This window comes from Stenotrophomonas sp. SI-NJAU-1, assembly GCF_020883215.1.
Lineage (GTDB): Bacteria > Pseudomonadota > Gammaproteobacteria > Xanthomonadales > Xanthomonadaceae > Stenotrophomonas > Stenotrophomonas indicatrix.
The window spans coordinates 295,534-317,151 of the sequence record NZ_CP086598.1; the positions used below are offsets into that span (position 1 = coordinate 295,534).

Consider the following 21,618-nt stretch of genomic DNA (forward strand, 5'->3'; position numbering starts at 1 on the left):
ATGCGTGGTTTCCAATACCGGAGTCGATGAACCGGCGGGCACAAGGCCCCCACGCACCGCCCGCCATAAGGCAGCAGACGGATTGCCAGCCGGCGCCACCTGCAAGAGGCGACGCCGGCTGACAAGCGTAAACATCATCGACTACTCGGGATTGGAAGCCCGGCCACCAGTTGTGGGTGGCAATTAATCATGCGCACGCAGAATCACGGGCTGCCAGTCGATTGTTCCGATGGCATCGCGCTGATTAAAAGGAAAAATGAATTATCGCAATTGGCTTGTTGCGGCCAATCCCGAGGCACAAACGACATTCTGCGCGGCGTACTATTGGAGCCTGAAACAGGCCGGAGCGCCGCGATCGTGCGGCGTAACGCCGCCGTGCCGTGTCAAGCCAACTTAACCGCGTCCCCAAGCGGCCCACTCAACCATCATACGCACCCGCGCGGCGATCAACGCGTCCCCGGATCACCCGGCACAAGATGCCGCCACGGGAACACATCCTTGGCGAAATGGCTGACATAGCCTCCCGTCGCGGCCTGGATGACCATGAACGACAACCGTGGGCGCATGGCCTGCAGCGTCTGCAGCTGCGCCACATCCAACGCGCTGTTTCGCAACCGGAAGGTGTGCAGCGCATCGAAGGCTTGGCTGGCGAACAAGCGCTCATAAGCCGCGAAAGGCGTGACCGCATCGGTCTCACGGGCATCAGCCCAGACGAATTGCAGCTCCGTCGATTCGCAAAAATCCAGCAGGCCCAGGGCAGGCAGGTTGCGTGATCCGGCAAGGTTGTCGATGAAGCGCTGCGTGTCCGAGCCACCACCGATGCGCAGGCTGTGCAGGTGCGGCAGCGGCACCTCGAAGAACGCGGCATCCGGTGCATTCGGCACCACCAGTTCGCTGAGGTGCGGCGCCCTGGAAACGAAGCGGGCGATCTCGCCGTCTTCTTCCATCAGGCTGCCCGCGCGCTGCACCAGCGACATGTTGTGGTCGGACGGTTCTGTGGGGGAGATCGACAGCGAGCGCAGGCGTGGGAAACGCACATCGCTGTCCAGCAGCGCGGTGAACTCCCATTCGCGCGTGCCATTGGCACCCTCGTCCGGGCCGGTGAACGACAGCGACATGATCGCATCGGCCACGCCCTGGTCGGACAGGCAGGCCAGCGTCCACGCGAATGGCTCTTCCCATGGGTTGCCGAAGAACTCCACGTGCAGGCCGCCGTACAACGGCGCCACGGTCACCCGCTCCTGCAGCGCTGCCCACAGCGGGCTGGCTGGGCCCTGGATGTCCAGTTCATGTTCGGCCGCGGCGTCCAGGGTGAAGGCATGGATGCGTTGCTGCAGCGCCAGCAGCTGCTGCTGTGCGTGGTCGAGCGGCGGTGCCAACGGCATCTGCCAGGTCAGCAACAACGGCACGTCGGCGGCTGCCGTGGAGGGGGGCAGGAACCACCGTGATCAGGATCGCGATGACGATGCAGCACTGCCACGCGAGGTGACCTGCGAATCCACCGACCAGCGCCAGGTGTCCTGTGACATGGACACGCGGGGCAATGTGGAGATCGTGCGCCAGCTCAGCCGTACCCGTTGCGAGCAGGGAAGCAACTGGGGCCTGTCGCGGCATTCGGTCTGGGTCAATGGCGGCTGCCGCGCGACGTTCCGCAACATGTCCAAGGCCGCAGCCAACGCGCCAGCGGGCGATACCGCGCTCGGTTCGTGCAGCGCAAGCAAAGGCGCACAGGGCACGCTGGTGACCGAGTTACCGGTCAGGACCGACTATCGGGAACTGATCATCGATTATCCCGAGGGCCGCTTCCTGTGCATGATGCGCAACAACTGCCAAGTACAGAGCCTGACGCCACTGCGACGTCGCGGCGGGTGAGTCACAGGTGACAGCGCAGGACCTGCCATGCGATGGCAGGTCCTGTCCCTGCAGCGGCGCTACTGGATTTCGACGGGGTCATTGCCCCGCTTGAACTGGTAGCCGGTCATCTCCCAGCCGCCGCCATGACCGCTGGAGGGTTCCACCCAGCGGAATTCCCACGACTGGTACGTGCCATCCGGCAAGGTGTTCTCGACCTTGTACTGTTCGCCTGGGTAGCCGCTGTCAGGCAGCTTTCCCGGAGGAGAAGGATCGGACATTCGGGCGACTGCCCCTGAAGAAAAGGCACTACGCTCGACATGGACCGTGCCAGCACCCAGAGGTGCGAATGACGGGCGGACGTGCCTGCCCACCCACGTCAAAACATCGCGGGCTTCAGGTTGGTGCAGTGCAAGTTCATCGTTGGTTACCGCGTATGTCACGCGCTGAGGTGCGGCCCAAGCACTGGTGGATGCCAGGCATGCAACGCCAACGGACAACAACAGAGTGCGGTGGATCAGCTGTTTCATGGAAAGTTCCTTCGAAGACCGAGGGTGATGGGACTGGCACTTCGCCGTTCGCGCGTGCGGGACCACTGTTCTGTCCTCACCAGGCCATGGATAGAGCCGATACCGACCTGCGTGTGAAGCCTGTCCCGGGAAAGGGAATTCCTGACGCTACGCTTGGCTGAAAGCCGACCTCCGTCATCGGGGCCGCCTGGATGGGTGATCGACGGGCAGCCCTGCTGCACCGCCGCGAGTGGTGTCACATGCGTCTGGCTAGACTGTGCTTCTTTTTCGTTCGCAGGAGGCACCCATGGCCCATCATCCCGCCGTTACCCTGATCGGCGTCCCCACCGACATCGGGGCGGGTCATCGCGGCGCCCGGCTGGGGCCGGAAGCCCTGCGCGTGGCCGGCTTGCCCGAAGCACTGGAAGCGCGTGGCGTGGACGTGCGCGACCTCGGCAACCTGGACGGCCCGCGCAACCCGTGGACAGCGCCGGTGCAGGGCTACCGTCACCTGGACGAAGTAGTGGCGTGGAACCACGCGCTGATGGAAGCCAGCTACTCCGAACTGCAGGCCGGCCGCATGCCGATCATGCTCGGTGGTGACCACTGCCTGGGCATCGGTTCGATCACTGCCGTCGCGCGCTGGTGCCGCGAGCAGGGCAAGGACCTGCGCGTGCTGTGGCTGGATGCGCATTCGGATTTCAACACCAGTGAAGTGACCCCGTCGGGCAACATCCACGGCATGCCGGTGGCCTGCCTGTGCGGCCTCGGCCCGGATGCGCTGACCAGGCTGGGCGGCACCTCACCGGCGATCAAGCCTTCGCAGGTGCACCAGATCGGCATCCGTTCGGTGGACCCGGAAGAAAAGCGCCTGATCAAGACCCACAAAGTCGATGTCTACGACATGCGCTACATCGACGAGAACGGCATGAAGCGCACCGTGGAAGCGGCGCTGGCCGGCATCGACGAGAACACCCATCTGCACGTCAGCTTCGACGTCGATTTCCTCGACCCGAGCATCGCCCCGGGCGTGGGCACCACCGTGCCGGGCGGGGTGAACTACCGCGAAGCGCAGCTGGTGATGGAGATGATCGCCGACAGTGGCCGCATGGGCTCGCTGGATATCGTCGAACTCAATCCGCTGCTGGACAACCACAACAGCACCGCCGAACTGGCCGTGGACCTGGTCGAAAGCCTGTTCGGGAAATCGACCCTGATGCGCGACTGAGAGGATCCAGCCTGAACGGTTGGACGAACCGTTCACACGCGCTCCACGCCCCTGCCGCCAGATTGCACCTCACGCGGCAGTGTTTGCTTCGAGCCAGCCTGCCGCCCCGATCAATACAACCGAACCCCGTGATTGAGCGGTGTAGCGGCAAACCCAAGGAGAAGCCCATGAAGCGCGTAGTTGCCCTGATGCTGTTGTCGATGTTCTCGGTGGCCCTGCTGGCCGGTTGCAACACCGTTGCCGGTGCCGGCAAGGACGTGCAGAAGGCTGGTGAGAAGGTTGAGGATGCCGCCAAGGGCAACTGAGCCTGAGGTGGTGCGCACTACGGAAAAGGCCGGGATCTTCCCGGCCTTTTTTCATGCGCGTCTGTCCGCGGGATTCCTTCGGAGCGGTGAACCATTCAAGCAGGTGAGCATGCATTTCATTACGGGTTGACCGCTCTTCAACAGCTGATGCGGCAGGCTGGATGCACGGTAAGAACGCCGTTGCAACCCAGGAGTTCCAGCAATGAACAAAGACATCATTTCCGGCAAGTGGTCGCAGCTGAAGGGCAAGGCTCAGGCCAAGTGGGGCGATCTGACCAACGACGACTTCGATGTGGCAGAGGGCAATGCCGAATATCTGGCGGGCCGCTTGCAGGAGCGCTATGGCTGGGCCAAGGACCGCGCCGAGAGCGAGGTCCGTGATTTCGAGGCCAGCGTGCGCAAGGATTATCCGGACTACAAGTAACACCCGGCTTCTTCTCCCACGTCCGACGCCCGCACCCTACCGGTGCGGGCGTCGTGCTGTGGGGAGATCAGCGTACCGGCGGGTCGGGCACGTAGCGGTTGGGGAAGGCCTGCGGCTGGCGGTCCAGGCGCGAGGGCGGATCGATCAGGATGCCGCGTGCACGCAGGTTGCGGGCGCTGTCGTAGCGCAGCTGCAGCACCTGTGCCGGGCTGCGGGTGGCGCGTTCGAAATCGGTATCGCGCACCGATGAACGCTCACGTGCACCGTGGCCGGTGCCAAGCGCCGGCGCGGGCGACTTCGTGGCGTAGCCTTCGATGCGGCTGGCACTCGCATCGGCTGCGGCCTCGGCGGCCGGCGCAGGTACCGGCAGGCCACGGCGCAGGATCGGTTCTGGACGCCAGCGACGTGCTTCCTCGAACACCGCCACGCCGACCACGCCGACGTTGTCCGGGCGGCCGGTGCGGCTGGCATAGCTGCCGCTGGGGCTGCTGAAGACGAACTGGGCCACTTCGTCCTGGGTCTTGCGCCAACCGGTGATATCGGCGCGCTGGCCAGGGTTGAGCACGTAACCGGTCTGCGAGGGATCGGCGTCTTCGCCGGAGATGGCGTTGACCCCGTCCACCGACAGCACCACCAGCACCCGTCGCGGGCTGTCGTTGTACAGGCGCACGGCATAGCGGTGGCCGCGCTCACCGGCCACCCAGCGCTGGCCGTCGGCCGGGTAGCTGCGCAGCTCGGTACCGCGGTCGCGGTCGACCAAGGCCACGCGCACCGGGCCGTCCTGCGGCATCGGCGGGGGCAGCGGAGCCGGGCGGAAGCCGGCCAGGGGCAGGATCAGCAGCAGGGGCAGCAGGCGTTTCATCGGGCGTCTCCAGCGGGGTTGGGTGAATGAACGCGCCGGAGGCCCTGACGGGGTTGACCGTGTGCACGGTAAACTGGCCGCGTTCATAGAAGGTTTCCGCACGCAGTCATGACGACCCGAGTCCTTACCGGCATCACCCCCTCCGGCACGCCCCACCTGGGCAACTACGTTGGCGCCATCCGCCCGGCCATTGCGGCCAGCCGCGCGCCGGACATCGAGAGCTTCTTCTTCCTGGCCGATCTGCACAGCCTGATCAAGTCGCAGGACCCGCAGCGCACCCAGCGCGCGACCCTGGAGATCGCTGCCAGCTGGCTGGCCTGTGGCCTGGACCCGGAACACGTGTGGTTCTACCGCCAGAGTGACATCCGCGAGACCACCGAGCTGATGTGGTTCCTGACCGCCATCGCCAGCAAGGGCATCCTCAACCGCGCCCATGCCTACAAGGCGGCGGTGGACAAGAACCGGGAGGAAGGCCAGGACGAGGACGCAGGTGTCAGCGCCGGCCTGTTCATGTACCCGGTGCTGATGGCGGCCGACATCCTGATCTTCAAGGCCAACCAGGTACCGGTGGGCCGTGACCAGATCCAGCACATCGAGATGGCGCGCGACTTCGCCCAGCGCTTCAACCATGTGTACGGAAAGGAATATTTCCCGCTGCCGGACGTGGTGATCGACGAGCAGGTGGCAACCCTGGCGGGCCTGGATGGCCGCAAGATGAGCAAGAGCTACCACAACACCATTCCGCTGTTCGTGCCGCGCGAGGAGCTGAAGAAGCTGGTGTTCTCGATCCTGACCGACTCGCGTGCCCCGGGCGAGCCGAAGGACACCGAAGGTTCGGCGCTGTTCCAGATGTACCAGGCGTTCGCCACCCCGGAGCAGACCGCTGCCTTCGCCAAGGCCTTCGCCGATGGCATCAGCTGGGGCGATGCCAAGCAGCAGCTGTTCGAGCGCATCGACAGCGAACTGTCGCCACTGCGCGAGCGCTACAACGCGCTGATGGCCGAGCCGGAGAAGATCGAAGCACTGCTCAAGCGCCGTGGCCAGCAGTTGCGTGAGCAGTTGGCAGCACCGCTGCTGGAAGAACTGCGCCATGCGGTGGGCCTGCGTGATCTGTCCGATGCCGGCAACATCGCCAGCGAAGATGCCGGTGAAGCCCGCGCCGCTCCGCCGCTGTTCAAGCAGTACCGCGAGAAGGACGGCCGTTTCTACTTCAAGCTCACCGCCGGTGACGGCACGCTGCTGATCCAGAGCGAAGGCTTCGACTCGCCGCGCGATGCCGGCCAGCTGATCGCCGTGCTGAAGCAGGCCGAGCAGGGTGACCAGCTGCAGAGCGATCTGTTCAAGCTGGAAGCCGAGGTGGATGCGGTACTGGCGGCGCTGGCTGTGCTGCGCGCCGACTGATCGGTAGATGCCGACCTTGGTCGGCGCTGTTGAGGGCGAAATGCCGGCCAGCGGCCGGCACTACCACGGCAGTGCACCCATGGCATGATGTGCGCGCGCCTTCGGCGCGATGACATGGAGTCTGCAATGGCCTGGTTGTCGCTGCTGCTGTTCCTGCCCTGGTTCATCCTGCTGGGCAGCCTGTACTGGCTGTTTCCGCGCCAGCCGCGTAGCGCGCGGCGACGCCTGTTCGATGGCGCTGCGCTGGCAATGGCGCTGGCCCTGAGCATCGTGGCGATGCTGTGGGGCCACCACATCGGTCTGGTACAACCGGGCGCCGGGCCGATCTGGCCGCAGGTGCTGGCGGTGCTGTATGCCTATGGCGCGTTCCTGGCGGTGCTGGTACTGGCGCTGCTGCTGCGGCCGCGATTTGCATTGCGCCAGGCTGATCGGTAGTGCCGACCGCTGGCCGGCAACTGCATTCAACTGGCTAACCCGGGGTTGCCGGCCAGTGGCCGGCACCATCCGACCAAAGCCGCATCGATCACGCCATGCCGGCGCGCCTACCATGGGTGTCTGTTCCCGATCCTGCCAGGTGCGCGTCGATGACCGCAGATCCCAGCATCCACACCATCGATACCGGTTTCCAACGGCCTGATTTCGATGCCGCCTACCTGATCATCGAAAATGGTCGTGCTGCGTTCGTCGACTGCGGTACCGGCCTGTCGGTACCAGCGATGCTGCAGGCCCTGGCCGACAACGGGCTGGGCGTGGAGGCGGTGGACTGGCTGCTGCTGACCCACGTGCACCTGGATCATGCCGGTGGCGCTGGCCTGCTGATGCAGCAGCTGCCCAATGCGCGTGCGGTGCTGCACCCGCGCGGCGCGCCGCACATGATCGATCCGACCCGGTTGATCGCCGGAGCCACGGCCGTTTATGGCGCTGAGGAAATCGCCCGCAGCTATGGCCGGATCGAAGCGATTCCCGAGCAGCGCGTGGTGGTGGCTGACGACGGCCAGCGCATCGACCTCGCCGGCCGCGAGCTGGTGCTGCTGCATACCCCAGGCCACGCGCTGCACCACTACTGCGTGTGGGATGCGCGCAGCCGCAGCTGGTTCACCGGCGATACCTTCGGTATCTCCTACCGCGAGCTGGACAGTGCGCAGGGCGCTTTCATCTTCCCCACCTCATCGCCGGTGCAGTTCGATCCGGACGCGATGAAGGCGTCGATCCAGCGCATGCTCGGTTACGCACCGCAGGCGATGTACCTGACCCATTATGGTCGTGTGGAACAGGTCGAAAAGCTGGCCGAGGATCTGTTCGAACAGATCGATGCGATGGCGGCAATCGGCCGCCAGTGCGACGGTCGCCCCGATCGCCATCGCTGCCTGTTGGCCGCGTTGCAGGCGCTGTACCTGGAGCGTGCACAGCAGCATGGCTGCGCGCTGGACCAGGCTGCAGTGAGCGAAGTACTGGCGATGGATATCGAACTCAATGCGCAGGGCCTGGCCTGCTGGCTGGACCGTGCATCGCGCTGACCTGCGCACGCCCTGGCGACGGAGATCCGCTGCGCCCCTGGTAGATCCACGCCATGCGTGGATGGCACGGTCCCGGGCCGCGCCGCGATGTCACGACCACGTTACACTCTGGTGACTTTCAAGCTAGCCGTGGTGTTGCCGTGAACCCGATGCGCGTGTTGCTGCTGTCGTCCTGCCTGTTCGTCGGTGGCCTGGCCCATGCGGCCAATGACCTGCCCGGCGGCGGCATCGATCCGCAGGCGCTGTCGCGTCATGTGCGCGTGCTGGCATCGGACGAATTCGAAGGCCGTGCACCGGCCACCGAAGGCGAAGAACGCACCGTGCAGTACCTGATCGAGCAGTTCCGCAGCTATGGCCTGCAGCCGGGTGGCGTGGACGGCAGCTGGGTACAGCCGGTGCCGCTGGTGCGCGCGCAGCTGGACGGCCAGGCCAAGGCCAGTCTTGCCCTGAAGGGCGGCAAGCGCGCGCTGGCCAATGGCGTGGACGTGACCCTGCAGAGCCTGCAGCCGCGCAAGCGCGTGCAGATCAAGGAGGCGCCGTTGGTGTTCGTCGGCTACGGCATCGACGCGCCCGAGCGCCACTGGAATGACTACAAGGACGTGGACCTGCACGGCAAGATCGCCGTGGTATTGATCAACGATGCCGATTTTGAAGCCGACGCGCCAGGTGCGTTCGATGGCAAGGCGGTGACCTACTACGGCCGCTGGACCTACAAGTTCGAGGAAGCCGCGCGCCGGGGTGCCGAAGGCGTGCTGATCGTGCACGAGACCGCACCGGCCGCCTATGGCTGGGCCACGGTGAAGAGCTCGGGCACCTCGCCGCTGTTCGACATCGAGCGCGGCCAGGCCGAGGCGATGGCCCAGCACACGCCGCTGCGTGGCTGGATGCAGCGTGAGCTGGCCGAACAGATCTTTGCCGACGCCGGCCTGGATTTCGATGCCGAGAAGCGCAAGGCGATGAGTGCGGACTTCCGCCCGGTTGCGCTGGACAACGCGAAGCTGAGCGTCGATTTCGCGCTCAAGCGCGAGCAGGTGGTGACCCGCAACGTGGTGGCCAAGCTGCCCGGCGGCGAGCACGCCGATGAGGCGGTGATCTTCTCGGCGCACTGGGATGCCTTCGGCATCGGCCAGGCCGACGCCAAGGGCGACCGCATCCGCCGTGGTGCGATCGACAACGCCACCGGCGTGGCCACCGTGCTGGAACTGGGCAGGGTGTTCGCCGCCGGCCCGCAGCCGCAGCGCACCCTGTACTTCGTCGCCCTGACCGCCGAAGAGAAGGGCCTGCTGGGCGCCAGCTACTACGCCGCGCACCCGCTGGCGCCGCTGGACAAGACCGCTGCGGTGCTGAACATCGAAATGTTCAGCCCGGATGGTGCCACCCGTGACATCGCCTCGTGGGGCAAGGGGCGGGTGTCGCTGGAAGGCGACCTGGAACGCGTGGCCAAGGCCCGTGGCCGCAGCTACAGCCCGGATCCGAACCTGGAAGCCGGCTTCTTCTACCGTGCCGACCACTTCGCCTTCGCCCGCCTGGGCGTGCCGGCGATCACCATCGGCCCGGGCCTGGACAAGCTTGAGGGCGGCGTCGAGGCCGGTCGCGCGCTGCGCGAGAAGTACTTCGCCGACTGCTACCACCAGGCCTGCGATGCATGGACGCCGAGCTGGGATCCGGCGGGCCACGCGGCCGACACCCTGCTGGTCTACGACCTGGGCGCCGAACTGGCCAACAGCCGTCGCTGGCCGCAGTGGGAGAAGGAATCGGAATTCCACGGCGCCCGCGAGAAGAGCGAAGCCGCCCGCCGGTAAACGCACGGCAATGCCGGCCGCTGGCCGGTAACCTCCAAACGCACGGCAACGCCGGCCGCTGGCCGGCAACCCCCAAACGCATGGTAGTGCCGGCCGCTGGCCGGCAACCTCATGAACCTTCCGAAAGGATGTGCAGTTGCCGGCCAGCGGCCGGCACTACCGCATCTCCAGCCACGCGGCGGCCACCGGCATTGCACCGGTGGCCGCGATCACTACGGCGCGCTTACTTGCGCGTGCCGTCGAGCCAGTTGGGGCCCTTGTTGGTGAGGAAGAACACATAGACCACCAACGATACCGCGATCGTCGCGGTGACGTAGATGGCGAACCAGTCCACGTGGCCGGTCTTCAATGCGCCCTGGTACAGCAGCGGCGCGGTGCCGCCGAACAGCGAGTTGGCCAATGCATAGCCGAAGCCCACGCCCAGCGCACGAATGTGGGTGGGGAACAGCTCTGCCTTCACCACGGCGTTGATGGAGGTGTAGCCGGTGAGGATGACAAAGCCCAGTGCCAGGGTGAGGAAGGCGAGGGTGGCATCGTGCTGGTGCGGCAGCTGGGTGATCAGGTACCAGCTGTACAGCACGCCGCCCACACCGAAGAACACCAGCAGGCTCTTGCGGCCGATGATGTCCGACAGCCAGCCGCCCACCGGCTGCAGCACCATCAGGAAGGCCAGCACACCCAGGTTGATCAGGGTGCCGGTCATCGGGTCGTTGCCGGCGAAGGCGCTCTGGATCATCTTCGGGCCGTTCACCGAGTAGGTGTAGAAGGCGATGGTGCCACCGGCGGTGATCAGGAAGCACAGCAGCAGCGGACGCCACTGGTGCACGAACAGTTCGTACATCGAGCCGGACTTCTTGTCCTTGCCCTCGCGCGCGGCTTCGATGGAGGACTCCGACAGCGACTCGTCCATGCCACGGCGCAGCCAGAACACGACCACGGCGGCGATGCCACCGATGCCGAAGGCGATGCGCCAGCCCCATTCGGAGATTTCCGGCTTGGCCCAGAACGTCAGCATCACGAACAGGGTCAGCTGGGCCAGCACATGGCCGCCCACCAGGGTGACGTAGTGGAACGAGGACAGGAAGCCGCGGCGGCCCGGAATGGCGGCCTCGGACATGTAGGTGGCGCTGGCACCGTACTCGCCACCGGTGGCGAAGCCCTGCAGCAGGCGCGCGAACAGCAGGATGATCGCCGCCCAGATGCCGATGCTGGCAGCGGTGGGGGTGATGGCGATGATGAACGAGCAGAAGGCCATCAGCGTGACCGACACGGTCAACGCAAGGCGACGGCCATGACGGTCGGCGAAGCGACCGAAGAACCAGGCACCGATCGGGCGCATCAGGAAGGTCGCGGCGAAGATCGCCCACACGTACAGGGTGGAGTTCTTGTCTTCAGGCGAGAAGAACTGCGATTCGAAGTACACGGCGAACACCGAGTACACGTAGACGTCATACCACTCCACCAGGTTGCCGGCGGAGCCCTTGAGGGTGTTGGAGATGGAACGCCGCAGGGCGGCGCCGTCGGTGCTGGGGACAGCGGATTGGGACGTAGTGCTCATCCGGGTGGGGATCCTCGATGCGGTGCGTCCATGCGGGAAATTGCGCTGCCAGGCGCGCGGTGCGCTGCCGGCCAGCCTCCTTGGTACTGCAACCCACGTCAACGCCGGGTGCCGGAAGGGGCGGGCGGGGCATGGATGGATGACAGCGTGCCACTACATGGGCTGCCGGACCATAACCAAAACGTCCTAAAATCCGTGTTCCCCCAGCGCCCTGGTGTGTCATGTCGGCTCCCCCCGTTCCGTCTGCGGCTGCCCCACGGGGCGGCCTTGTCGTGCTGGCACTGCTGCTGGTCTATGTGGTCTGGGGTTCGACCTACCTGGGTATCGCCAAGGCCCTGCATGGCGGCGCGCTGCCATTGACGATGGTCTCCGGCAGCCGGTTCATCATTGCCGGCGGCCTGATGTACCTGGCGCTGCGCCTGTTCTGGAAGATGCCGCGGCCGAGCCTGCGGCAGTGGCGCAACCTCGCCATCATGGGCGTGACCATGCTGGTGCTGGGCAACGGCATGGTGGTGCTGGCCGAACGCGAGGTGTCATCCGGCCTGGCCGCTACCGCGGTGGCCTCGGTGCCGTTGTGGATGGCGCTGTTCTCGGCCCTGCGCGGGCAGCATGCCAGCAAGGGCGAATGGCTGGGCATCGCCGTTGGCTTCGTCGGCGTGGTCTGGCTCAACGCCGGCAGCAGCCTGACCGCATCGCCCACTGGGCTGGTGCTGCTGCTGATCGCGCCGGTCGGCTGGGCGTTCGGCTCGGTGTGGGCACGCGGGCAGGACCTGCCGGGGCCGTTCATGACGGCGGCCGGGCAGATGATCTGCGGTGGCGTGCTGCTGGTGCTGATCGGCCTGGTCGTCGGCGAGCGCCCCACCACCCTGCCCGACAGCGGTGGCCTGCTGGCGATGGCCTACCTGTGCGTGTTCGGTTCGATCGTGGCGTTCACCGCTTACGTCTGGCTGCTGCAGAACGTGCGCCCGGCGCTGGCCGGCAGCTATGCCTACGTCAATCCGGTGATTGCTGTCCTGTTGGGGGCTGCATTGAATGGTGAACGCTTTGGTTGGCGCGACTTCCTGGCCATGGCGGTGATACTTCTGGGTGTGGTGGTACTGACGATGGCAAGGACACGCAAGCGATGAGCATGGACGAGAAAGAACAGCGACGGGGCCTGTTGATCACTGCCTCCACCTTCGTGCTGTGGGGGCTGGTGCCGGTGTACTGGCATCTGCTCAACGAAGTGCCCTCGTTCCAGATCATTGCCCATCGCATCATCTGGAGCGCTGTGCTGGTGGTGGCCTGGCTGCTGATCGCCTCGCGGCTGGGCTGGTGGAAGAAGATCGCCGCGCAACCGCGCGCGCTGCCGATCCTGGCGGTATCGAGCCTGACCATCGCCTTCAACTGGGGCCTGTACATCTGGGCGATCAACGCAGGGCATGTGATCGAAACCAGCCTGGGCTACTTCATCAACCCGCTGGTGAACGTTCTGCTGGGCGTGCTGGTGCTGAAGGAGCGCCTGCGCCGCGTGCAGTGGCTGGCGGTGGCCATCGCTGCGGTGGGCGTGGCCTGGCTGACCATCGATGCGGGCACGCCGCCGTGGATCGCGCTGGGCCTGGCGTGCTCGTTCGGCCTGTACGGCCTGCTGCGCAAGCTGGTGTCGGTCGATCCGGTGGCCGGCCTGGGCGTTGAAAGCCTGTACCTGTTCCTGCCCGCGCTGGGCTTCGCGCTGTGGTCGGAAAACGGCCATGGCGGTGGCTTCTTCGGTGGCTGGGGCTGGGCCAACGACCTGATGCTGATCTTCGGCGGGGTGATCACGGCGGTGCCGCTGATCGGCTTCGCCTACGGGGTCAAGCGCATCCCGCTGTCGCTGGTCGGCATCCTGCAGTACATCGCACCGAGCCTGCAGCTGCTGCTGGGCGTGTTCTTCTTCCACGAAGCGTTCGACACGGCCAAGGCGATCGGCTTTGCCGCGATCTGGGCCGGCCTGGTCCTGTACGTCGGTGACAACGTACGGGCGATGCGCGGCGCGAAACGGTAGCGCCTCCGGGGTCAGATCCCTTCGCGATGCAAAGGGATCCGACCCCGCAAAAAAGAACGGCGCCCCGAGGGGCGCCGTTCTGCTTCCATCCACGGCCAGGAGAGAGTTGGCCGGGGCGGGAACGCGGTTGCAGGCTTAGAAGCGCTGCTGGTACTTCATGTACATGAAACGACCGATGTCGAAGCCACCGTAGTAGGTGAAGCTGCTGTTGGGCTGGCTGTACATGATCGGACCCTGGTGGTCGAACACGTTGTTCAGACCCAGCGACACAGTGCCATCCCACGGCAGGCTGTAACGCACCTGCAGGTCGTGGAAGGTGTTGGAACCCACCTTGCGGCTCGGCTGTGCATCGGTATACGGCGAAACGAAGTCGGCCATGTTGCAGTCCGGGCCACCGCCCAGGTCGTACGAGCAGGCTTCCTTCATGCCCGAGTAGTAACGGGCGGTCCAGCCGATGCCGAGGTTGCCGTACTGCCAATCCAGGTTGAAGGTCGAACGTACGCGGAAGTCACCGGCCCAGCCCACGCGCTGCTCCACCGGGGTGGTGGCGGCGCTGTCGTTGCGCTGCTCCAGGTAGTCGGTGTAGGTGGTGTTCCAGTTGATGGCGAACTTGCCGTAGGCGGTTTCCGGCAGGCGGTAACGCACACCGATGTCATAGCCGGCGGTTTCGCGGTAGCCGGCGTTGACCAGCGAACGATCCAGCGCCGAAACCTGGCCGCGGGTGGCCGCAGCGGTGGAACGGGTGAAGCGACCGCATGCCGAATCCACGCCCTGCACGTAGCACTGGTTGAGGATGTCGGTAGCCGACTCGCCCACGATGGCGTTGTCGATGCGGATCTTCCACCAGTCCAGGCTGACGTCCAGGCCCTGCACGAATTCCGGGCTGTAGACCAGGCCGACGGTCCAGGTCTTGGCGGTTTCCGGCTTCAGTTCCGGGTTGGAACCGGAGTTGAAATCAGAGGTGGCCTGCTGGCCCGGGCGGTTGGCAAGGTTGCCGTCCGAACCGGTCTGCTGACGGAAGTTGGCGGGCACGTTCAGCGCCTGGCAGCGTGCTGCCACGGTCGGGCTGCTGGCGGCGATGCCGAACTTCGTATCGCACGGATCGGTGAACGAATCGCGGCTGGAAACCGCGCCGCCGTAGAGATCGTCCAAGGTCGGTGCACGGAAGCCGGTGCCGTACGTGGCGCGCACCAGCAGGCTGTCGATCGGCTTCCACTTCAGGCCGAACTTGCTGTTGGTGGTCGAACCGAAGGTGTTGTAGTCGGTGTAGCGACCGGCCAGGTCCAGCGACAGCTCGCGGGCGAAGGCCATGTCGGCCAGCAGCGGCACCTGCATTTCCAGGTAGACCTCGTTGAGCGAGTAGTCGCCACGGGTCGGCTGGCCGGTGGTGCCGGCGATCTGGCCCTTCTGCACCATCAGGTCGGGGGTGTAGCTGGCTTCTTCGCTGCGGTGCTCAACGCCCATCGCGCCCATGATGTCGCCGGCCGGCAGGGTGAACAGCGAGCCGGAGATGTTGGCGCTGGCGACCTTGGTGGTGCTGCGCATCTTGTCGACGAAGCGGGTGAACAGGTAGTCCTGCACGTCCTGGTTGCCCAGCGAGCCCGGGCCGGTGTAGCCCATCGGTGCAGCCGGATTCCACGGCACGCAGCCAGCGATCACCGCACCCGGCGTACCGCAGCGGGCCACGTCGCCGTCCATGAAGGACGGGCCGACGGCGAGGTTGACGTTCGGCTGGTACATGCTGCCGGTGCCAACGCGCTCGCCTTCATTGCGGTTGTACATGTAGCTGACGTTCCAGTCCCAGTAGCGCGAACCGGTTTCGAAGCTGCCTTCCAGGCCGAGGCTGGCACGCTTGGTTTCCAGCGTGTTCTCGGTACCGCGCGGCAGCTCTTCGGTGCGGTGCGAGAACAGCACGTCCTGGCCCCATTTGTTGAAGGTGCTGTCCTTGGACAGCGCAGCGCGCGTGCCGTTGCGCGACTGCGCAGCCGAGACCGAGTACGGGTAGCCGGCCAGGTGCTTGGTCGACTCGCGCTTGCTGTACAGCGCATCGGCGACGATGCGCAGGTTGTCGGTGATCGAAAAGCCGCCGTTGGCGAACACCGAGGTGCGCTCCAGGCCGCTCAGCAGGCTCATGTTGGTCTTGGCGTTGGCGCCGTCAGCCGGATCCGGCGTGTGGAAGTTGCCGGCGCTGCTCGGGTCGCCGCCCGGGCCCACGGTCAGCGGCTTGCCACCGACGGTGACCGTGCCCCACTGGGTGGTCGGGCTCAGCGCGTCGACGTCGTCGGCATGGCGCGGGCCCCCCGGGTAGCGGCTGAACTCGCGCGCATCGCCGAGGATCTCGTCTTCCTTGGTGCGCTCGGCGCCGACGCTGAACCAGCCGCGGTCGAAGGTCTTGCCGAAGGTGGCGCTGTAGGAGCGCTTCTGGCCGTCGCCTTCACCGTACTGGCCGACATAGACGCTGGCTTCGCCACCGTCGAAGTTCTTGCGGGTGATGATGTTGACCACGCCGGCGATGGCGTCCGAGCCGTACAGCGCCGAAGCGCCATCGGTCAGCACTTCCACGCGTTCCACGATCGCCGACGGAATCGAGGCCAGGTCGGAGTAACCGCCGGCGCTGACGCCCATGCGGCGGCCGTCGATCAGCACCAGGCTGCGTTCCGGGCCGAGGTTGCGCAGGCTGACATACATGCCACCGAAATCGCGCGAGGAGCTCAGCGAGGACGAACGGCTCAGGCTCGGTGCGCCGGCTGCAGTGACGTCCTGCAGGATGTCGGCAACGTTGACGTAGCCCTTCTTCTCGATGTCGGCGCGGTTGAGTGCCACCACCGGCTGCGCGGTCTCGACACTGGCCTGGCGGATGCGCGAGCCGGTGATCTCGATGCGGTCGAGGTTGGTGGGGGTATCGCCGGCTTCCTGTGCGAAAGCGGGCGTGGTGCAGCTGGCGGCCAGCGCGATGACGATCGCGTTGCGCAGCGGGGTGGTCTTCAGGGACATCCGTGAAATCTCGTGTTTCAGAAAAAACATGCGTCCGTTCTATGGACGCGTGGGGTGCTGCAAACCAACGTGGGGGCCGGATTCTAGAGTGTTTTCATCGGTAACTGTTTGTCCGCGCGCGCTGTAACGCCGCGAAAATGAATCGCAACCAACAATCCACAGGTGCACTGTGCGCAACGTCACGCGCGATGCGTTTGCGATGGGCAGAGGCACCGATAGCGGCGGTGTTTGCGCAATCTGTAATCGTTGTTGCGTGCGTACACGCATCCATCCACGCATGGCGTGGATCTACTGCAACAACGTCGGCGTCCACGCCATGCGTGGATGGGCCAGTAGATCCACGCCATGCGTGGATGACGCGCAAAAAAAAGGGACGGAGCCTTCGCTCCGTCCCCTGCGCAACGTTCATTCAATCAATGCGTGATGCTCAGGTCTCGCGCAGCGCCGTGGTGATCGGCAAGCGTGCCGCGCGCAGTGCCGGGAACAACCCGCCCACCAGGCCGATGCCCAGCGCCCACTTCAGCCCGCTCCACAGCAGTTCCGGCGATACATGGAACTTGAACACCACCGCGCTGAAGTTGCTGCCGATGGTGGACACGCTGTAGCCGTTGAACAGCAGCCATGCCACCGCGCAGCCAAGCAGTCCGCCGAGCAGGGCCAGCAGCATGGTTTCCAGCATCACCGCAGTCACCACCGGCAGGCCACGGAAGCCGATCGCACGCATGGTGGCGATCTCGCGTGCGCGCGTGGCCACGGCGGCATACATGGTGTTGAGCGCACCAAACACTGCGCCTACGGCCATGATGGTGCCGATCACCTTGCCGAGGATGTCGATCAGCTTGGTCAATCCACCACCCTGCTTGCTGTAGTAGACGCGGGTGGTCTCCACGTCCAGCTTCAGGCGCGGATCGGCGGCCACGGCGGCCTTGAACTGCTCGAAGCCGGCCTTGCCGTCGGTACGCACGCTGATCGACTGCCAGGCACTGCGCTGGTAGGTGGTGGCCAGCGTGTCGGCGTCGGTCCACAGTTCCGAGTCATGCGCATCGCCGGTAGCGAACACGCCCACGACCGTCCAGGTCTGGTTGCCCAGGGTGAGCGTCTTGCCAACATCCATGTCGCGGAACTGGCTCCTGGCGCCCTGGCCGACCACGATCTCGCGCAGGCCCGCGGCGAACCGGCGGCCTTCGACGATCCTGACCTTGTCATGCACGGCCCATGCCTGCGGGCCGACACCGCGGAACTGCGCATTGACGTCGGTGCCATCGGCCTTGGACACCAGGTTGACCACCTGCGAGAGTTCCGGCGACAGCAGTGGCCGCCCCTGCGCATCGCGGGTGATGCCGGGCAGGGTGGACAGCGTCGGGACCTGTTCGCGGGTGATGACCGAGTTGGTCTCGGCCTGCGAACCGCCGCGCAGCACGATCGCGGTGGTGTCATCGCCGGTGTTGTTGAGCGTGGCCTGGAAGCCTTCGCCCATCGCCAGCATCGCCACCAGCACGCCGACCACGCCGGCGATGCCGACCACGATCACCGAGGAGGCACCCCAGCGTTGCGGCAGGCTGGCGATGCCGATGCGGGTGGCGGCCAGGGCCAGCCGACCACTGCGGGTGAGCGCCAGCCACAGCCCCAGCAGCACCGCGATGGCAGCGACGCCGATCCACGGCAGGCTGATCCAAACCACCAGGCCAACGACCAGCAGCAGCACGGTCACCGCGTTCCCCAGCCACTTCTTGAGCTTGTTCATGTCGGTGTCCTCTTCAGCGGCCGGCGAGCGCGTCGACGATCTTCAGGCGCTTGGCGCGCAGTGCGGGCAGCAGCCCGACCACGATGCCGATCACCACGATCAGGACGATGCCCACCAGCCAGGTCGGCGTCGGTACGTGCGGCGGCAGCATGCCCATGCTCTTGGGGCTGATGGCCGGCAGGATCAGCGCCGCCAGGCCCATGCCGATCAGTCCACCGAGGCCGATCAGCAGCACCGATTCGACCATCACCAGGGTCAGCACCGTGCTGTCCTTGAAGCCCAGCGTCTTCAGCGTGGCCAGTTCCGGAACGCGCTCGCGCACCGCCTGGGCCATGGTGTTGCCGGTCAACAGCAGCAGGGTGAAGAACACCGCGCCCATGATCGAGGTGACGATCATGCCGATGTCGGCGAACTGTTTCACGAACGCCTGCTGGAACGCCGATTCGGTCTGGGTCTTGGTTTCGTGGTCGGAGTTGGCCGAGATCGCATCGATGGCCTGCGCCACTCTCGACGACTGCTCCGGGTTGTCCAGCGTCACCGTGTACCAGCTCACCTGGTTCTTGATGTAGTCGTTGGACTCATCGAAGTACTTCCAGTTCATCATCAACTGGCGTTCTTCATTGGCCGCCAGTGCGCGATCCTTCGAGCGGTAGATGCCCTTCAGCTCCAGCGGCCAGTCGTTGCTGCCGCCACGCGGGAAGATGGTGGCCTGCAGCGGGATGGTGTCGCCGATCTTCCAGCCGAACTGCTTGGCCAGCGTCTCGCCGACGATGGCGCCGGTACGGGTCTGCTGCCAGTCCTGCAGCTGCGCCGGGTCGATCTGCAGCTCGCGGTAGACATCGAAGTAGTTGGGCGCTACCGAGAAGTTGGGGAAGAAGTTCTTCGGGTCCTGGTAGATGCCGCCGAACCACATGCCGTAGGTGACATCGCGCACGCCGCTGACCTGGCGGATCTGCGTCTCCAGGCGGATCGGCAGCGACTGGGTGATCGACAGGCGCGAAGCCACCACCAACCGGTTGGCACCTTCCACGCTGCCACCGGACGAGAACGCCACGCGCACCGAGTCGAGCATGCCGAACAGCAGGAACGCGGCCACCACCGACAGCAGGGTCAACAGGGTGCGGGTGCGGCTGCGGAACAGCTGCGCCCAGACCAACGAGAAGTATTTCATCGCTGTGGCCTCCGTCAGTGGGCCAGCGGCGCGTCGGCCAGCTCGCCCTTGTCCAGGTGCACCGTGTGGGTGGCGTACTCGGCAGCCTTCGGGTCATGGGTGACCATGATGATGGTCTTGCCGTGTTCGCGGTTGAGTTGCTGCAGCAGGCCCAGGATCTCTTCGGCGGACTGGCGGTCAAGATCGCCGGTAGGTTCGTCGCAGATCAGGAAGGTCGGGTCGGAGACGATCGCGCGGGCGATCGCCACGCGCTGCTGCTGGCCGCCGGACAGTTCGTTGGGGCGATGGCTGCGGCGGTCGGCCAGGCCGACCAGGGTCAGCGCGATCTCGGCATTGCGCTTGCGCTGCGCCGCGCTGAGGTGGGTCAGCAGCAACGGCAGTTCCACGTTCTTCTGCGCGGTCAGCATCGGCATCAGGTTGTAGAACTGGAACACGAAGCCGACATGGTGGCTGCGCCACGTCGACAGCTGGCCGCCGCTCATCTGGTCGATGCGCTCGCCTTCGATGCTGATCTCGCCGCCGGTGGGGTTGTCCAGGCCGCCGATCAGGTTGAGCAGGGTGGTCTTGCCGGAACCGGACGGGCCCATCAGCGCGACGAAATCGCCGCTGGCGATATCCAGGTCGATGCCGTGCAGCACCTGCACCTTTTCGGGGCCACGCTGGTAGGTCTTGGTGATGTTGCGCAGTGAAACCAGGGTCGACATGGGTGGTTCTCCACGAAAGGCGGGAAACGGGGATGCGTCCCGGCCAACGGCCGGCACGCGTCGAACAGTGGTGCTTTCCAGCGGTACTGCCGGTGGCGCCATGCGGGCGCCGGGCCGTTACTGCGCTTGCGTCTGCTTGACCCTGGTGCCGTCGCGCAGAGTGTCCGGCGGGTTGACCACCACCGACTCCCCTGCGCTCACGCCCTTGAGGATCTGGCGGTCCTTGCCCATCGCCTGGCCCACCTCGACCGTGCGTTGCTGCACACGGTTGTCATCGCCCAGTGCGAAGGCCACCGACGCGCCCTCACGCTCGACCACCGCAGTGGCCGGAACCCGCACGCCCTGCGGCTTGGCTTCGGTCTGCGGCTTGGCCTGTTCCAGGAAGCTGACCCGCACGCCCATCTCCGGCACGATGCGCGGGTCTTTCACCTTCAGTGCCACCCGCACCTTCACCGTGGCCTTGCCGCGGTCAGCGGTGGGAACGATGGCGATCACCTCGGCCGGGATCTTCCAGTCGGGGTAGGCGTTGAGCGTGGCTTCCACCGGCATCTTCGGCTGCACGCGGCCGATGAAGGCTTCGCCGACCTCGACTTCGATCTCCAGCGATTCCATGTCGACGATGGTGCCGATGCCGGTACGGGTGAAGCCACCACCGGCCGACAGCGGCGAGACGATTTCGCCGGGCTGCGCGGCCTTGGCGGTGACCACGCCGGAGAACGGCGCGCGCACGATGTTGTTGTCCACGCCAAGGTCGGCGATGGACAGCTGGTCGTTGGCAACCTTGACGTTGCGTCGTGCGGTTTCCAGCTGCGCACGCAGGCTGTCACGCTGGGCCACGGCCTGGTCGTACTGCGAACGCGAGACCAGCTGCTGGCCGACCAGCGCCTGCAGGCGGCTGGCTTCAGCGGCGGCCTGCTTCTGCTGGGCTTCCAGGCCGACCACCTGGCTGCGTGCGGCCTGCAGCTGCGAGGCGTATAGGTTGCGCTGCGCGTCGGCATCGATCGGGTCCAGGGTGGCCATGATCTGCCCCTGTTCCACCCGCATGCCTTCTTCGATCATCACCTCGCGAACCTTGCCGGTGATCTTGGCCGACACCGTGGCCATGCGCCGGGCGACCACGTAGCCGCTGGCGTCGAGCACCGAGCTGCTGGCGCTGCCCTGCTGGATGGCCACCGCCGGCGCGGTGTCCACTTCCACGGTGGGCGCGCGGCCGAACAGTGCGAATGCACCACCGGCCAGCAGCACGATGATCACGGCCACGGCGATCCACAGCCAGCGGCGGCCACCACTGCCGCCACTGGAGGCGGGCGGCGGCGACTTGCGGTCGATACGGAGTTCCTTCAACAGCTCGGCAGAAGCGTTCATTCGTTCCATCACAGGCGTTCGGGCGGGTGTGACCGGAAGGGCAGGCAGCGGCGGTTCCGGCGGTGGAGCGTGCGGCACAGCATGAAGGCAGGTGCATCGGCGATGGCAGTGACAGCTGTCATCCGATGTCATTGACGGCGGCAACTGCGAAATGTGACCA

Annotated in this window: 19 protein-coding genes; 10 read left to right on the forward strand and 9 right to left on the reverse strand. The window is 65.8% G+C overall.

Annotated elements, in window-relative coordinates; genetic code table 11:
* Window positions 1–446: 446 nt before the first annotated feature.
* Entirely contained in the window at window positions 447–1,409 is a 963-nt protein-coding gene (locus LMF57_RS01325) for a hypothetical protein (RefSeq protein ID WP_229290563.1), read from the reverse strand.
* Window positions 1,410–1,527: 118 nt separating this feature from the next.
* On the opposite strand from LMF57_RS01325, the gene LMF57_RS01330 reads away from it, so the two are divergent.
* Window positions 1,528–1,872, forward strand: a complete 345-nt coding sequence (locus LMF57_RS01330; RefSeq protein WP_229290565.1) for a DUF3011 domain-containing protein — start codon at window positions 1,528–1,530, stop codon at window positions 1,870–1,872.
* A 59-nt stretch (window positions 1,873–1,931) separates the two neighbouring features.
* On the opposite strand, the gene LMF57_RS01335 is transcribed toward LMF57_RS01330, so the two are convergent.
* The gene (locus LMF57_RS01335) at window positions 1,932–2,381 is read right to left on the reverse strand and encodes a hypothetical protein (RefSeq protein ID WP_154879135.1); all 450 of its coding nucleotides are present in this window, start codon (window positions 2,379–2,381) and stop codon (window positions 1,932–1,934) included.
* Between the two features lie 286 nt (window positions 2,382–2,667).
* On the opposite strand from LMF57_RS01335, the gene rocF reads away from it, so the two are divergent.
* The 3 genes from rocF (at window position 2,668) to LMF57_RS01350 (ending at window position 4,317) form a co-directional block, all read left to right on the forward strand.
* Entirely contained in the window at window positions 2,668–3,588 is a 921-nt protein-coding gene (gene rocF / locus LMF57_RS01340) for an arginase (protein WP_229290566.1), read from the forward strand.
* Window positions 3,589–3,755: 167 nt separating this feature from the next.
* Window positions 3,756–3,893, forward strand: coding sequence for an entericidin A/B family lipoprotein (locus LMF57_RS01345; RefSeq protein ID WP_019661832.1), 138 nt, complete (start codon window positions 3,756–3,758; stop codon window positions 3,891–3,893).
* 202 nt (window positions 3,894–4,095) lie between these two features.
* Window positions 4,096–4,317, forward strand: coding sequence for a CsbD family protein (locus LMF57_RS01350; protein WP_117309302.1), 222 nt, complete (start codon window positions 4,096–4,098; stop codon window positions 4,315–4,317).
* 67 nt (window positions 4,318–4,384) lie between these two features.
* Here the strand turns inward: LMF57_RS01350 and LMF57_RS01355 are convergent, their stop codons facing one another.
* The gene (locus LMF57_RS01355; protein ID WP_117309303.1) at window positions 4,385–5,179 is read right to left on the reverse strand and encodes a hypothetical protein; all 795 of its coding nucleotides are present in this window, start codon (window positions 5,177–5,179) and stop codon (window positions 4,385–4,387) included.
* A 108-nt stretch (window positions 5,180–5,287) separates the two neighbouring features.
* Here LMF57_RS01355 and LMF57_RS01360 point away from each other — a divergent pair, with 108 nt between their 5' ends.
* The 4 genes from LMF57_RS01360 (at window position 5,288) to LMF57_RS01375 (ending at window position 9,899) form a co-directional block, all read left to right on the forward strand.
* On the forward strand, window positions 5,288–6,580 hold the full coding sequence (locus LMF57_RS01360; protein ID WP_117309304.1) for a tryptophan--tRNA ligase: 1,293 nt from the start codon (window positions 5,288–5,290) through the stop codon (window positions 6,578–6,580).
* Between the two features lie 126 nt (window positions 6,581–6,706).
* Window positions 6,707–7,015: a hypothetical protein gene (locus LMF57_RS01365; RefSeq protein WP_208081568.1), complete on the forward strand. Its 309-nt coding sequence runs from the start codon at window positions 6,707–6,709 to the stop codon at window positions 7,013–7,015.
* 149 nt (window positions 7,016–7,164) lie between these two features.
* Window positions 7,165–8,097: an MBL fold metallo-hydrolase gene (locus tag LMF57_RS01370; protein ID WP_229290567.1), complete on the forward strand. Its 933-nt coding sequence runs from the start codon at window positions 7,165–7,167 to the stop codon at window positions 8,095–8,097.
* Between the two features lie 149 nt (window positions 8,098–8,246).
* Window positions 8,247–9,899 (forward strand): M28 family metallopeptidase, encoded by a 1,653-nt coding sequence (locus LMF57_RS01375; protein ID WP_025878338.1) that lies wholly within the window; start codon window positions 8,247–8,249, stop codon window positions 9,897–9,899.
* 223 nt (window positions 9,900–10,122) lie between these two features.
* Here LMF57_RS01375 and LMF57_RS01380 read toward each other — a convergent pair whose 3' ends face one another.
* On the reverse strand, window positions 10,123–11,457 hold the full coding sequence (locus LMF57_RS01380) for an MFS transporter (protein WP_032978271.1): 1,335 nt from the start codon (window positions 11,455–11,457) through the stop codon (window positions 10,123–10,125).
* Window positions 11,458–11,678: 221 nt separating this feature from the next.
* Here LMF57_RS01380 and yedA point away from each other — a divergent pair, with 221 nt between their 5' ends.
* Together yedA and rarD are read left to right on the forward strand one after the other, a co-directional pair.
* Window positions 11,679–12,584: a drug/metabolite exporter YedA gene (gene yedA, locus LMF57_RS01385; RefSeq protein ID WP_117309307.1), complete on the forward strand. Its 906-nt coding sequence runs from the start codon at window positions 11,679–11,681 to the stop codon at window positions 12,582–12,584.
* The gene (gene rarD, locus LMF57_RS01390) at window positions 12,581–13,480 is read left to right on the forward strand and encodes an EamA family transporter RarD (RefSeq protein ID WP_117309308.1); all 900 of its coding nucleotides are present in this window, start codon (window positions 12,581–12,583) and stop codon (window positions 13,478–13,480) included. The genes yedA and rarD overlap by 4 nt, the downstream gene beginning before the upstream one ends.
* A 135-nt stretch (window positions 13,481–13,615) precedes the next feature.
* Here rarD and LMF57_RS01395 read toward each other — a convergent pair whose 3' ends face one another.
* From LMF57_RS01395 to LMF57_RS01415, 5 genes are all read right to left on the reverse strand, one after another.
* Complete coding sequence (locus LMF57_RS01395; protein ID WP_229290568.1) at window positions 13,616–16,474, reverse strand: TonB-dependent receptor; 2,859 nt, start codon at window positions 16,472–16,474, stop codon at window positions 13,616–13,618.
* Between the two features lie 427 nt (window positions 16,475–16,901).
* Window positions 16,902–18,218: an ABC transporter permease gene (locus tag LMF57_RS01400; RefSeq protein ID WP_093821259.1), complete on the reverse strand. Its 1,317-nt coding sequence runs from the start codon at window positions 18,216–18,218 to the stop codon at window positions 16,902–16,904.
* 13 nt (window positions 18,219–18,231) lie between these two features.
* Window positions 18,232–19,389 (reverse strand): FtsX-like permease family protein, encoded by a 1,158-nt coding sequence (locus LMF57_RS01405; protein ID WP_032978283.1) that lies wholly within the window; start codon window positions 19,387–19,389, stop codon window positions 18,232–18,234.
* Between the two features lie 14 nt (window positions 19,390–19,403).
* Entirely contained in the window at window positions 19,404–20,093 is a 690-nt protein-coding gene (locus LMF57_RS01410) for an ABC transporter ATP-binding protein (protein WP_025878346.1), read from the reverse strand.
* A gap of 117 nt (window positions 20,094–20,210) precedes the next feature.
* A complete protein-coding gene (locus LMF57_RS01415) occupies window positions 20,211–21,458 on the reverse strand; it encodes an efflux RND transporter periplasmic adaptor subunit (protein ID WP_229290569.1) in 1,248 nt (415 codons plus the stop codon).
* Window positions 21,459–21,618: the final 160 nt, after the last annotated feature.

Coding starts and splice junctions, on each gene's coding strand:
- LMF57_RS01380 (WP_032978271.1), bottom strand. CDS start 11,457: ATGAGCACTACGTCCCAATCCGCTGTCCCCAGCACCGACGGCGCCGCC.
- LMF57_RS01375 (WP_025878338.1), top strand. CDS start 8,247: ATGCGCGTGTTGCTGCTGTCGTCCTGCCTGTTCGTCGGTGGCCTGGCC.
- LMF57_RS01415 (WP_229290569.1), bottom strand. CDS start 21,458: ATGAACGCTTCTGCCGAGCTGTTGAAGGAACTCCGTATCGACCGCAAG.
- LMF57_RS01410 (WP_025878346.1), bottom strand. CDS start 20,093: ATGTCGACCCTGGTTTCACTGCGCAACATCACCAAGACCTACCAGCGT.
- LMF57_RS01350 (WP_117309302.1), top strand. CDS start 4,096: ATGAACAAAGACATCATTTCCGGCAAGTGGTCGCAGCTGAAGGGCAAG.
- LMF57_RS01395 (WP_229290568.1), bottom strand. CDS start 16,474: ATGTCCCTGAAGACCACCCCGCTGCGCAACGCGATCGTCATCGCGCTG.
- LMF57_RS01335 (WP_154879135.1), bottom strand. CDS start 2,381: ATGAAACAGCTGATCCACCGCACTCTGTTGTTGTCCGTTGGCGTTGCA.
- LMF57_RS01400 (WP_093821259.1), bottom strand. CDS start 18,218: ATGAACAAGCTCAAGAAGTGGCTGGGGAACGCGGTGACCGTGCTGCTG.
- LMF57_RS01360 (WP_117309304.1), top strand. CDS start 5,288: ATGACGACCCGAGTCCTTACCGGCATCACCCCCTCCGGCACGCCCCAC.
- yedA (WP_117309307.1), top strand. CDS start 11,679: ATGTCGGCTCCCCCCGTTCCGTCTGCGGCTGCCCCACGGGGCGGCCTT.
- LMF57_RS01365 (WP_208081568.1), top strand. CDS start 6,707: ATGGCCTGGTTGTCGCTGCTGCTGTTCCTGCCCTGGTTCATCCTGCTG.
- rocF (WP_229290566.1), top strand. CDS start 2,668: ATGGCCCATCATCCCGCCGTTACCCTGATCGGCGTCCCCACCGACATC.
- LMF57_RS01370 (WP_229290567.1), top strand. CDS start 7,165: ATGACCGCAGATCCCAGCATCCACACCATCGATACCGGTTTCCAACGG.
- LMF57_RS01355 (WP_117309303.1), bottom strand. CDS start 5,179: ATGAAACGCCTGCTGCCCCTGCTGCTGATCCTGCCCCTGGCCGGCTTC.
- LMF57_RS01345 (WP_019661832.1), top strand. CDS start 3,756: ATGAAGCGCGTAGTTGCCCTGATGCTGTTGTCGATGTTCTCGGTGGCC.
- rarD (WP_117309308.1), top strand. CDS start 12,581: ATGAGCATGGACGAGAAAGAACAGCGACGGGGCCTGTTGATCACTGCC.
- LMF57_RS01330 (WP_229290565.1), top strand. CDS start 1,528: ATGGACACGCGGGGCAATGTGGAGATCGTGCGCCAGCTCAGCCGTACC.
- LMF57_RS01405 (WP_032978283.1), bottom strand. CDS start 19,389: ATGAAATACTTCTCGTTGGTCTGGGCGCAGCTGTTCCGCAGCCGCACC.